The organism is Flavobacterium sp. KACC 22761 (assembly GCF_034058155.1).
GTDB lineage: Bacteria > Bacteroidota > Bacteroidia > Flavobacteriales > Flavobacteriaceae > Flavobacterium.
Map to the genome: position 1 here is coordinate 2,201,168 of NZ_CP139148.1, position 13,275 is coordinate 2,214,442.

The 13,275-nt window shown below is 34.8% G+C and carries 7 protein-coding genes; 2 read left to right on the top strand and 5 right to left on the bottom strand.

The features are described 5' to 3' along the window. Nucleotides 1–4: 4 nt before the first annotated feature. The 4 genes from pdhA to porU all read right to left on the bottom strand — a co-directional run bounded on the left by pdhA (nucleotide 5) and on the right by porU (nucleotide 6,800). Complete coding sequence (gene pdhA, locus SCB73_RS09585; RefSeq protein ID WP_026728681.1) at nucleotides 5–1,003, bottom strand: pyruvate dehydrogenase (acetyl-transferring) E1 component subunit alpha; 999 nt, start codon at nucleotides 1,001–1,003, stop codon at nucleotides 5–7. A gap of 158 nt (nucleotides 1,004–1,161) precedes the next feature. Continuing rightward, nucleotides 1,162–1,644 (bottom strand): cytidine deaminase, encoded by a 483-nt coding sequence (gene cdd, locus SCB73_RS09590; protein WP_320569809.1) that lies wholly within the window; start codon nucleotides 1,642–1,644, stop codon nucleotides 1,162–1,164. A gap of 75 nt (nucleotides 1,645–1,719) precedes the next feature. Continuing rightward, nucleotides 1,720–2,922: a type IX secretion system outer membrane channel protein PorV gene (gene porV, locus SCB73_RS09595; RefSeq protein ID WP_320569810.1), complete on the bottom strand. Its 1,203-nt coding sequence runs from the start codon at nucleotides 2,920–2,922 to the stop codon at nucleotides 1,720–1,722. A gap of 41 nt (nucleotides 2,923–2,963) precedes the next feature. Beyond that, nucleotides 2,964–6,800: a type IX secretion system sortase PorU gene (gene porU / locus SCB73_RS09600; RefSeq protein ID WP_320569811.1), complete on the bottom strand. Its 3,837-nt coding sequence runs from the start codon at nucleotides 6,798–6,800 to the stop codon at nucleotides 2,964–2,966. A 212-nt stretch (nucleotides 6,801–7,012) separates the two neighbouring features. Here porU and gldJ point away from each other — a divergent pair, with 212 nt between their 5' ends. Continuing rightward, entirely contained in the window at nucleotides 7,013–8,698 is a 1,686-nt protein-coding gene (gldJ, locus tag SCB73_RS09605; RefSeq protein ID WP_320569812.1) for a gliding motility lipoprotein GldJ, read from the top strand. A 117-nt stretch (nucleotides 8,699–8,815) separates the two neighbouring features. After that, nucleotides 8,816–10,102: a UDP-N-acetylmuramoyl-tripeptide--D-alanyl-D-alanine ligase gene (locus tag SCB73_RS09610; protein ID WP_320569813.1), complete on the top strand. Its 1,287-nt coding sequence runs from the start codon at nucleotides 8,816–8,818 to the stop codon at nucleotides 10,100–10,102. Between the two features lie 38 nt (nucleotides 10,103–10,140). Here the strand turns inward: SCB73_RS09610 and SCB73_RS09615 are convergent, their stop codons facing one another. Beyond that, complete coding sequence (locus SCB73_RS09615; RefSeq protein ID WP_320569814.1) at nucleotides 10,141–13,011, bottom strand: triple tyrosine motif-containing protein; 2,871 nt, start codon at nucleotides 13,009–13,011, stop codon at nucleotides 10,141–10,143. Nucleotides 13,012–13,275: the final 264 nt, after the last annotated feature.

Below are 13,275 nucleotides of genomic sequence, written 5' to 3' on the forward strand. Positions count from 1 at the left end.
GATGTTATAGTTTATGAGGTGTAAATGGATAGTCTTCTTGTGCGTATACTACATCGTATAATTGTTGTAAGTCTGGATATGGAGATTCTTCAGCGAATTTCGCACACTCTTCAACCAAGTCTTTAACTCTTTGGTCAATTACTTCGATTTCTTCTTCGGTAGCATATTTTTGATCCAAGATTACATCAAGAACTTGAGTAATTGGGTCGATTTTTTTGTACTCTTCAACCTCTTCTTTAGAACGGTATAATTGTGCATCAGACATAGAGTGTCCTCTGTAACGGTACGTTTTCATTTCAAGGAAAGTTGGTCCATCTCCGCGACGCGCTCTTTCGATAGCTTCGTGCATTGCTTCGGCAACTTTTACAGGGTTCATTCCGTCAACAGGTCCACAAGGCATTTCGTAGCCTAAACCTAATTTCCAGATGTCAGTGTGGTTTGCAGTTCTTTCTACGGAAGTTCCCATTGCATAACCGTTGTTTTCAACGATAAATACCACTGGAAGTTTCCATAACATAGCCATGTTGAAAGCTTCGTGAAGAGAACCTTGTCTAGCAGCTCCATCACCAAAGTAAGTCATGGTAACACCGCCAGTGTTGAAATATTTGTCTGCGAAAGCAATACCAGCTCCCACAGGAATTTGAGCACCTACAATTCCGTGTCCTCCGTAAAAACCGTGCTCTTTAGAGAAAATGTGCATAGAACCTCCCATACCTTTAGAAGTTCCTGTTGCTTTTCCTAAAAGCTCAGCCATTACATTTCTTGGATCAACGCCCATACCGATTGGCTGAACGTGGTTTCTGTAAGCAGTAATCATTTTGTCTTTAGTCAAGTCCATAGCGTGCAATGCACCTGCTAATACAGCTTCTTGACCATTATATAGGTGTAAAAAACCTCTAACTTTTTGTTGAATGTATAATGCTGCAAGTTTGTCTTCAAACTTTCTCCAAAGTAGCATGTCTTCGTACCACTTTAAATACACCTCTTTTGTAACTTCTTTCATCTGAATTCTTTCTTTTGCTAAAGTTTGTTTGTGTTATCAATTGTTGCCTATAACGCAAAATAGTTTCCTCCCACAAATTTGCGCCCGAAAGGTCGGGATGCAAAAATAAGACATTACATTTAAGAACTAAAATTTAAACGCTACTTTTTGGCTTTTTTTTACAAGAACTTTTTATCAAACATAAAAGGAAGCAAATTTTTGAGGGATGCCGATTTGTAAACTTCACCAATTTCGCCCATAAAATAGATTTCTATAGGGGTGTCTTGCTTGATTTCGTATTCTGCAATTGATTGGCGACAAGACCCACAAGGCGGAATAGGAGCGGTGGTTTGATTGGTGTCTGAAGCTGCTGAAATGGCTATTTTTAAGATTTTGGCTTCCGGATATGCGCTTCCTGCGTAAAAAATAGCAGTTCTTTCTGCACATAGTCCTGATGGATAGGCGGCATTTTCTTGATTAGATCCTAAAATTATTTTTCCGTTATCAAGAAGTAGCGCGGCTCCAACTCTAAATTGAGAATAAGGGGCATAAGCTTTTTTACGAATTTCGATTGCCTGATTCATTAAATCCTGTAGATCCTGAGAAAGCTCATTGATGCTGTCGTAAATTGTAAATGATGATGTAATGCTTATTTCTTTCATTGTATTTTGAGGAAAAAAAATCCAAATTCCTAAAAATAGAAATTTGGATTGTTATTGTTTTGTTATTTTGATCGATTAATATTCTTCATATTTGTCTCCAAAGTTAAACGTTAAAGAAAAACGAAGCGTATTTTCTAACGGATTTTTAACTTTTGAAGTTGAGAATAAGTACGAAACGTCAACTTTTACGATGTTGTATTTGAAGCCAGCTCCTAAAGAAAAGAATTGACGAGCTCCTTTTTCAGGACTTTCGTGGAAATATCCTGCACGAAATGCAAACGAATCTTGATACATATATTCTCCTGCAAGGCTGTAAGTTACTTCTTTTATTTCCTCGCTAAATCCGCCTGGCGCATCTCCAAATGATTTAAACATTCCTTGAAACCAGCCTATGTCATTGTATTTATTGTAGGCAATTGTGCTTTGTTCCTGTGCGCTTTCTCCTGGGTCAGTAAAATCGCCATCTCCGTTTAAATCTACTGCTGCTTGTTGCCCTGGAGGAGTTGGTACAAGTAATTTTGTGAATTCAACGCTAACTGCAAATTTGTTGTAATCGTCGAGAATAAAATCAAATCCTCCTCCTAAACGCATGTTGGCAGGCAAAAAATTTGAACTTAAATCATCATTATCGTAACTGATTTTAGGTCCCATATTCTGAAAGTTGAAACCTGCTCTCCATCTTCCGTTAAAACTGCTATAAGCGATTTCTTCAGATTGATAAAATCCAGCAACGTCAACAGCAAATGATGTTCCAGCTGTAGCATCTACATCTTCTGAAGCCACTTTTAAATTAGAGCGAATGTATCTTGCTCCAACAGACATCGAAAAGGTTTCGCTTAATTTCTGTGAATATGATCCGTCTAATGCAAATTCATTTGGTGATACAATATTTGGAACTTCGTTTGGGTCGCCAGTTCTTCTTAATTCGATATCTCCAAATCCGAAATAACGAAAACCTGCCGCAAAGGCGCTTCGATCACTGAATTTGTTGTAATAGGTCAATTGGCCAAGCGAAATATCATTGGCTAAATCTGTTAAATAAGGCGTGTAACTAATAGAAAGCCCTTGCGCATCTGTAGAAAATGCATATTTGGCTGGATTCCATTGTTGAGAGAAAACGTCAGATGACGTAGCCACACCTTGATCCGCTAAGCCTGCTGCTCGTGCATCAGCAGCAACTAATAAGAAAGGAACTCCTGTGGTGATTGGTCGAGTTTCCTGTGCTTTTACGTATGAAATAGTTAAAAGGCAAATTAATAAAAGTGATATTTTTTTCATTTATTAGGACTAATGTTTTGGTGGTGCAAATATATATATTATTACAAGATGACAAGCTTTTCGTACTTTTCTGCTTTTTTATTTGTTAAATTTGATTTTACTGTCAGTTTATAGATATAAACTCCTTTACCTATCCTGTCTCCGTAATCGTCTTTTCCGTCCCAAGTAATTTCTCTTGAAAGGAATCCTTCTGTTGTGATAATTTGGTTTGTCGTCCAGACTACTTTTCCTGTAATAGTCATAACCTGTACTTGAACTTCCAGCGGTTCGTACGGCCTATTGTGTGAAAACCAAAATTGGGTGTAGGTTGAAAAGGGATTCGGGTAATTAAGAACGTGGGTTAAAGATAATGATTCATCTCCAACAACAACAAATTGAATTTCACTAGTTACAGGATTATTGTAAACATCCCATGCTGTAAAACTTATTGTATGCAGTCCAGCTTTTAAATTTCGAAGCGGAAAGCGTAAATTTCCATTAGTATAATCGTCTAATTTTGTTTGATAATAATCATTCAAAATATACGGATTGCTCACGTCTCCATCTAATATCGCTACTATGTCATGTCCAATTCCACTAGCTGTATTAATTCCATTTTCGTCTTCAAGAAAAGCTAAAAGGAACGGATTTTCATTTGTTATGCCACCAGAAACAAATGTTTCGTCGTTCATATATAACTTAACTTTTGGGCTAATATTGTCTTGAGGTGCATTTTCATTTATACCCCCTATTTTAATAGTAGTGTTATAGCCAGATTGGTTTTCTAATCCTTGGTTTTTTTTCGAGTAGAAGCTAATTCGGCCATAATCAACCGGAATTCTAATATCTCTAGGCACAACAAAACTAAATTCAAACTGGCCATTTGTAACTGATGCATTTCCTCTAAAAATAGTTTCGCCAAGTGTTTTGAATGACATTGCAGGGCTGAAACCATCATTGTTTAATGTAGATGTTGTAATCAACTTGTCGAAAATTGCTGTTGCCAATTCGCCATTATAATTGCTTAAAAGTGTGTTGTTTTCATCTGTAATTTCTCCGGAAATTTTGATTTTTGAAAGCGATTTCAAATCGGGAATGGCTTGCGAAATCGCAATGTCATTTATTTTTGTTAAATTAATTCGAGGCTTCGGAATTGCAAGCATTAATGCTGGATCTCCAATATAAAAAATGACATTGCTCGAAGAACTTGGGTTTTCATTTTTCGAAATGCGAAGCGCTTCTGAAATAGTTGTATATTGATTTGATCCATAAGAAAGCAGGTTTTTGCTCAAACTGTCATTAAAATTCTCAGCATTAAATTGGCCAATTGAACGAATTGTCGTCAACATTGAGATTGCGCCTCCTTTTGGGTTCCAATAGGTATATTCGCCGGCAGTTGGTCGTGTTGGATCGTCAAATCTAGAAAATTCGCAAGTAATCGTTATGAACAAAGGATATTTGTATTGATTGTTTGGATTTTGCCCATCTGATTTTTCCCAGATTCTTTCACTGGCCAATCCGTCTTCGCCACCATGGCCTAAATAATTGAAAACCAAAGCGCCTTTTTCAAAAGCATCAAATAGATCAGTTCGTGCTTTTGGATATCGTGATCCGCCGGCAGACGCTTCTTGTGTGTAGGAATCCAAAATGATTTTGTCAATGTTGAAAAAAGGTTTTTGAGTCGCAATAATATCTGCAAGTGCGTTTTGGCGTGATTGAATCGTGGCATCGGAGCTTTGGTCTGAATCGTCGCTTATGAGGACAAAATTATTTTTCCAGCTTCCATAGGATTTGGCGTCGTGATATTCTAGTACTTTATTGACCATTTCGCTGGCCTGAGCATTGTTAGAAACCAGCATTCTGCCTGTAGCGATATCAATTCCGCCAAAGAAACTAGTGATGTTTCCTTCGTCTGCATCCATTAATCCATAAAAATCGTCAGATGCGAATGAGGCTTCTCCCGTAGAGTTGCTAATTGTGGAATGATATATAGGTACAATATTAGTATTGTTTGAAATTCTGTCTTTATAATCATAAGACGCATCTCCAAACAAGTTTACGTATTTGATTCTTTTGTCTGTTGAAGATGCATTTTCATAAACATATCTAATGCAGTTTCTGATGGCGGCAATATCTTGCTTTCCAGAAGAAAATTCTTGATAGATGTTTTCTAAAGCAATAACTTTTACATTCAAATTTGAATAATTCCGATGAAAAGTAGCTAGCTTTTCGGCTTGAGAAGCTAAAGATTTAGGTGAAACTATGATATAATCGATATCCTGAAAGCTGTTTTGCGCATTTTTAAAAAGAGTTCCTTTTAAATTCTGATTCGCAACTTTTGACTGGCTTTCTTTTAAAGGTGTTAAATAATCTAAAGCGTCAATGGCGATATATTTTCTGATTTCTCCCAGAGAAGCTTTAAAGCTGAAAGAGGCTTGATTAGCATTTTCAATTTTGGATACATTATAGATGTCGGTGATGTCCCAAATTTGAGTTATTCCTGCTGCGTTTCCTATCGTGTAATTCACAATTCCGCCCGTAGATCCTGCTTGGTCGTACTGAAATTTGAATTGTTTCCCTGTTCCAAGAAGTTTTCTTTTTGCAATAATATTAATGTAGTCAAGATATCCTTTTGATCCGGGAACACCATTATTATTATAGGTAAGTTTGATTTTTGTGGTTTCAGAAGCTGTAAATGTTGAGTTTGCGGGTAATTTTCCTGTGTAGAATTTAATGTCCGAACTCGACGCTAGTGCATTGAAATTAATATTTCCAATGTTTTGACCATTTGCACTTATTGTGAAAGAAGTCGGGGTAAAGGCTGCTGAAGCCGCAACAACCTCTATTTTTGCCGGAACTGATGTGTCGAGATTTGGGAATGTAAACGAAAATTCCTGTTCTTGGTTAATATCAAATGATTCGCCAAACCATTGACGCCCCAAATGTGCGATGTTTGTTTGGTCAATTTCATGATATTGATAGTCATCAAACGTGTTTAATTCTAAGGTAGCATTGCCAGAAGGCTGATTTAGATTTGAAATTCGTTTTCCATCGCCACCTGTAGTTGTAATGTAATAATAAGATTTCGAGTCATATAGGTTAAGATTGGTCTGGCTTTCTGAATTCCAGTTTTCAACTCCTTCGGCATAAAATAGGATGTAATCTTCATTGTTAAAAGTTCCGTCAGTTTCTCCGATAATTTGGATGGCATTTTCGGTTAAATCATTCGGATAATAAGTGCTATTGGCTAAAGGAAGCATTTCGCCTCCATTTCCGTAGATTTTAATTCTTCTTGGGTCGGTTTTACTAGGATCAAAGCCTAAACTTTGCAAAAAAGATTTGGAAATCTTATAAACGCCTGATTTTTCAACATAAAAGCGATACCAGTCTCCCGAGGCTAAAACGGAATTAGTAATCGCTGCAGTTTTTTGAAAGGAAGAAGTATTGCTGTTTTTTGATGTTGCGCCAGTTGAAGAATAATTGAAAGATTTGATTCGTTTATACCCATTGCCATCTTTTACAATTGGGGAAAGCGACAAGAAAAGTTGCTTTTTGTCTCTTGAAGAAGCAGATTTTAACGTTTCATTTGGTTTTTCGGGAATGTTTTCAAGAGCTAAATCGCCAAGATCATTTGCTGAAATTGCTTCGTAAAAAATATTCGAAAGTTGGATGGAATTGCTCGTTGCCGGACTCGAATCGCTTAAATTAAGAAGCAATGTTAGGCTTTTTTTAGTAGTATCGTACCGAAAACTGTTTCCAGAAAAATAAGGAACAGTGGTTTTGAAATCGCCAAAACTCATTTCTTTTTTACCTTGCCAATCTATTGTGAAGCTCCCATTTATCTGAGAAAAAGCAAGAATCGGAATTAAAAAAAAATATGAGATTAAGACTTGTTTCATAGGTTAAGAAAACGAAATTGATTGCAAAATATTTTAGTAAGTAAAAATATAGTATTTAATGTTATAGTAATAATAAAAAGTATATTTTTGCGTTCGTAACTATAGGTTATTTTCTGGTAAAAAACAGCTAAATAAAATTATTAGAACAGATGTTGCTAATTAAATGTTAATTATTATATTGCAGCACCTAAATTTATCACCTAAGAATGAGTATGAAAGTAAACAAAATTGTAGTCTTGCAATTAATGATGTCAATGGTATTGATGTTGGGCACGGCTAGTTGTAGCAAAAAATCGAGTTCCTCTCACGCTTCTCGAGCGACTGGGTGGGATGTAGATAGTCAAAATGGAACGGCTGCTAGAAATGCAGGAAAAAAACAACAGGCTGGTCCTGGTTTAGTTTTTGTTGAAGGAGGTACATTTACAATGGGTAAAGTACAGGATGATGTTATGCACGATTGGAATAACACACCAACTCAACAACACGTTCAATCATTCTATATGGATGAAACCGAAGTTACGAACGGTATGTACTTAGAATACCTTGAGTGGTTGAAAAAAGTTTTCCCTCCAACAGAAGAAAATTACAAAAACATTTACGAGGGCGCATCTCCTGATACATTGGTATGGAGAAATCGTTTAGGATATAACGAAACTATGACTAACAACTACTTGAGACACCCTGCTTATGCTGAGTATCCTGTAGTTGGTGTTAACTGGATTCAGGCTGTTGAATTTAGTAAATGGAGAACAGACCGTGTAAACGAAGCTGTTTTGGAAAAAGACGGATATCTTAAAAAAGGTGCTAAAACCAACGATGTTACTGCAGAAACGTTGTTTAATACTGAGGCTTATTTAGCTTCTCCTTCAACACAATATGGTGGTAGTGAGGAAATTGTATTAAAGAAAAATCCTAGCGGAAGAAGACCAAAAGCTGGTAAAGATGGAGTAGTTCCAGAAGAGAAAAACGTATATGCACAACGTTCTTCAGGGGTTATTTTGCCTGAGTACAGACTTCCTACTGAAGCAGAATGGGAGTATGCGGCAGCAGCTGATGTTGGACAAAGAGAATACAATATCTACAAAGGACAAAAGAAATATCCTTGGTCTGGAGATTATACTCGTTCAGCAAAACGTAAAAACAGAGGTGATCAATTGGCTAACTTTAAGCAAGGAAATGGTGACTACGGTGGAATTGCAGGTTGGTCTGATGACGGAGCGGATATTACTAACAAAGTAAAAAGCTACGCGCCAAATGATTTCGGATTGTATGATATGGCTGGTAACGTTGCAGAATGGGTAGCCGATGTTTACAGACCTATTATTGATAACGAAGCAAACGACTTCAACTACTTTAGAGGTAACCTTTATGCTAAAAACAAAATTGGCAAAGATGGTAAAATCGAAATCGTTTCAACAGCTAATATTAAATACGATACTTTAAGCAACGGTAAAATTATTGCAAGAAATCTTCCAGGAGAAATTGCTCAAGTTCCAGTTGACGAACAAGAAACTTATTTAAGACAAAACTTTAGCCAAAGCAACAATATCAACTACAGAGATGGTGATAAACAATCTTCTAGATATTTTGACTTCGGAGATTCAGAGTCTGGACCAAAAGCTGATCAAGCAATGTACAACTCTCCTAAACACAACGTAACAACAGACAGTTTAGGAAAAATGATTAGAAAATACGACAGCTCTAGTAAACGTACTACTTTGATCGATGATAAAGTAAGAGTTTACAAAGGAGGTTCTTGGAGAGATAGAGCTTACTGGTTAGATCCAGCGCAAAGAAGATATTTCCCTCAAGATATGGCAACTGATTATATTGGTTTCAGATGTGCAATGTCAAGAGTAGGATCTAAATCTGAAAAAAGAAAATCACCAAGGAATTAAGATTTAGAGATTCCAATATAAAAAATTCCAAATTCCAAAAGCTGAATATTCAGTCTGGAATTTGGAATTTTTGTATTGTTTTTTTTCTACTTTTATCATCTATAAAAAATAATTTAAATGAATATTCAGGACATTCATAATCTGTTTTTACAATGTAAATCGCTTTCAATTGATACAAGAAAGATTGAAAAGGATTCTATGTTTTTTGCTATTAAAGGTGAGAATTTTGATGCTAACACTTTTGCGGCAGAAGCTTTAAAATTAGGAGCTTTATTTGTTGTTATAGACAATGAATCTTACTTTATAGACGAACGGACTATTTTGGTCAAAAACAGTTTAGAAACACTTCAAGAATTGGCCAAATTCCATCGTAACTATTTGAAATTGCCTATTGTTGCCTTGACAGGTAGCAACGGAAAAACAACGACCAAAGAGCTCATCAATGCAGTTTTGTCAAAAAAATATAAAACTAAAGCCACTATTGGAAATTTGAATAATCATATTGGTGTTCCATTGACTTTGTTGTCTTTTACGAAAGAAACCGAAATTGGAATTGTAGAAATGGGTGCAAATCATAAAAAGGAAATTGAATTTTTATGTGAAATTGCACAGCCGGATTATGGTTATATTACCAATTTTGGTAAAGCTCACTTAGAAGGATTTGGTGGTGTCGAAGGTGTAATTCAAGGGAAAAGCGAAATGTACCAATACCTAGCGAAAAATGATAAGGTTGCATTTGTAAATCTGGAAGACCCGATTCAGATCGAAAAATCGGCAGGAATCAAGTCGTTTACTTTTGGTTTGAATAACAAAAATGCTGATGTGAATATCAAAAAGATCGAAGCGAATCCTTTTGTGGTGATTGATTATGAAAATTTCAATGTTGAATCGCATTTAATAGGCTTGTACAATTCAAATAACATAAATGCAGCTGTTTCTATCGGTCATTATTTTAAAGTGAACGATGAGGCTATAAAAGAGGCGATCGAGAATTATATTCCGGAAAACAACAGATCTCAATTGTTGAAAAAAGGCACAAATCAAATTATTCTTGATGCCTATAATGCAAATCCGAGCAGTATGGCTGTAGCGATTGCTAATTTTTTGCAGCTGGATAGCCAGAATAAAATAATGATTTTAGGCGATATGTTTGAATTGGGTGTTGAGAGTCCGCAAGAACATAAAATTATTGTAGAATCATTATCAAATCAAAATAAATCTGAATGCTATTTGATCGGAAAATCGTTTTATGAAAATAAAATTTCGAACGACAAGCTTCACTTTTTTGAGACATTTGATGATTTTGCTGCTCATTTAAAAACACTTCATTTTGACAACAATACTATTTTGATAAAAGGCTCCAGAGGAATGGCTTTGGAACGAACATTAGAATATATTTCGTAACAAAAAGCCATCAGCCGCGGCTGATGGCTTTTTTGCTTTTAAATACTCATCAAAAACCCAATTAGATTTTCTTTTTTATTCAGCCCAAGCTTTTTCCTTAAGCGATATCGGGCTAACTCAACTCCTCCGGTCGAAATATTCATGATTTCGGCGATTTCTTTTGTTGACATATTCATCAATAAATAAGTAGATAAATCTAGTTCTCGTGGAGAGATTGTTGGATATTTTTCTTTTAATCTTTTCAAAAACTCAAAATGCACGTTTTTGATGTGTTTTTCTAAATCCTTCCAACTTTTATCGGTATTTACTTCTTTTACGATGCTTTTGTTGAGTTTGCTAACTTGAAATTTGGTCGAATCGTCAAGTGCTTCAATGTCAATTTCTTTTAGTTTATGAATAATTCCGTTCAAGATCTTGTTTTTCTTTACAACTTGAAGCGAATTGTTTACAAGCTCTTTATCTTTTGCTAAAATTTTAATTTGAAGTTTGTCATTTTTCAGTTTTTCAATCTCTTTTTCAAGATCATATTGTTCCTGTCTGATTTTTGACTCTTTTTCAAGATACAATCTGCGCTGTTCGATTGTTTCGTAATATTTATTCTTTCTGATTTTCATTTTTATTCGATCAGAAATCACATAAATTGCAATTATGATTAAAATAAAATAGATCATCAGTGCCAAGAAATGACGATACCAAGGCGGAGAAACCGTAAATGAAATGGTTGATGGTTCAGACTGGATTCCGTAACTGTTTCTGACTTTTACTTTCATCATATATTCGCCCTCGCGAAGGTTTGTATATTCTTTGATGGAAATGGTTGACCAATTGCTCCATTTGTCGTCAAAAGGCTCTAATTGATATGAAAACTCAACATTTTCAAGGTTTTCATAGGTTGGCGATGAAAAAGTAAAACGCACATGGTTTGACGAATATGGAATGCGAATGTTTTCGATTTTATTTTGATTGTTTCCTAAAATAATAGTATCGCCAGGAAATGAAAAGCTTCTGATAAATGCTTTTGGTTTGGTAACAAAATTGTTCAGTAAATCGGGGTTGTAATGCGCTAATCCGTCAGTCAATCCGATAAAAATATTTTTTGGATCGATTGTGTTTACAGATAGATAATTGCTAACCAGATTTCCTGTCAAATTTGAAAACGGAGCGACAATATTAGTGTAATAATTATTGGTTTTCATTAATACACCAATAGATTCGTCAAAAGCATACCATAAATTAGATTGTGAGTCTTCGCTTAGACTGTTTATTATAGGGATGTTTTTAAACAGTTTTGAAAGGTTTTTATCTTCATAAAATAGGTCTTGTTCTTTAGAATATTTATAGAAATGATTATTGGTCTGAAAATACAATTGATTGTCTATTTTTTGAATACTTCCGATGTTTTTGTACTGAGAGACTAGTTGGTCAATTTTTTTAATTGATGAAAATCGAGTCAAATCTCTGTTTAATGCCATTCTGTAAATCGATTCATCTTTTTTTAGCCATAAATAAGAGTCGTCAAGCTCAAAATTGTTCGATGATTTATCAAATCCAACAACTTGATTTTTATAAACTAATCCGTTTGCTGTGCTTTCAAAAACGGCAAAACCTTCATAGTTGGAACCAATTAAAAATCCGGGATGATTAGGGATTTTTTTAAACCCGAAATAACCCTTTGAGTCTATAATATTAGTTACAGCGCCACCTTTAATAACTAATGCTCCGCGGTTGTTGGAGCAAATCAATTGATTATCTATCACTTGAACGTTCCAGGATTGTGCGGTAGTCCCTTGAACAAGTTTGAAGGTATCTTCTTTAAAACTGTTGTTCCATGCATGATAAAACACACCTTGGTTTGTGGCCACGTATAAATTTCCTTGATAAATTACCGAGGCGTATACAGTACTAATATCGTAGCTGAAGCCAAAGTATGTAAAAGGCGATCCTTCGTTTACAAACGCGATACCATTGTCTAAACCAAGCCAAAGATTGTTTTTGTTGTCAATAAATGAGGTCAGTACTGTGTTGTTCTGCAAGCCTTTTTTACGGTTCAAATGCTGGATTATCTTGCCATTATAATCGCAAATGACAATTCCGTCCAGTACTGAATTTAATACTATAAAATTGTGGTTTATCGTTACGCCTCCGAGAGAGTTGTTTTTTTTGACAAAATTATTGGCTTCAGTATTCCATGGTTTTACAACATTGTTCTCATATACAAATAAGCCTTTTTCTAGGGTTATTATTAAGGTCTTGTCTTTTGTTAAATTATACATTCCCCAAATCTCTGTATTGTTTAGGCTTGTAGTGTTTGGCAAGGAATAAAGTTTGCCATTTTTATATTCTAGAATTCCTTTTTCAATGTCTTGCAAATAAAGTTTGCCATTAACGACAAAAGAAAATTGAAATCGTTTTGGTGCTTCTAATATTGTAAGCTTGTCATCTTTTAAAATATAGACTCTTGCAAAAGACTGAAAAATGGTTTGTTTGTTAATGGTATGAATTTTCCAGATGAAGTCAATTATTTTGATTTTATTACGATCGACTTTTTTAGATAATGATGTGTATTGAAGTTTGCCTTTTTCATTTGGTTTGAAATAGCCAAATTCGTTATAACCGCCTACAAATACTTTTCCATCACTAGCAATCTTTAAACATCTTACAGATGTTAAATTAGGGAGCGGATATTTTCTCCATGACGATCCGTCAAACTGCAAAAGGCCGTTATTGTTGGCAAAATATAGATTTCCGTTTTTATCTTGGTCAATACTCCAGTTTTGTGTTCCTCCCTTGTATTCGTTTCGTTTGTAATTTCTTACATCTGGAAGTCCGATGTCTTTAACTTGTCCAAAAATATTAATTGATAATAATGTAAAAAAAGTAATAATAAAATATGATTTTGTCAATTTCATAAATTTTTTGGCTTTTTTGGGTTTTGGTGGCTTAATTGTCTTGTTTGTAGTGTTTTACAATAGTTTTTTTGCTACTATTTCGTTGTAGAAACACATTTTATTGATAAAAATAAGGAATCTTATACAACTGTAGTGTTTATTTTTATAATTAACATTTCGATAACATCTTAATTTTAATTTTTAATTTATTATAAATCAAATATTTGAAAAAAAAATGATGTGTTTTTGTAATGTATTAAAATTTGTTTTGATGTGTTTTTGTAG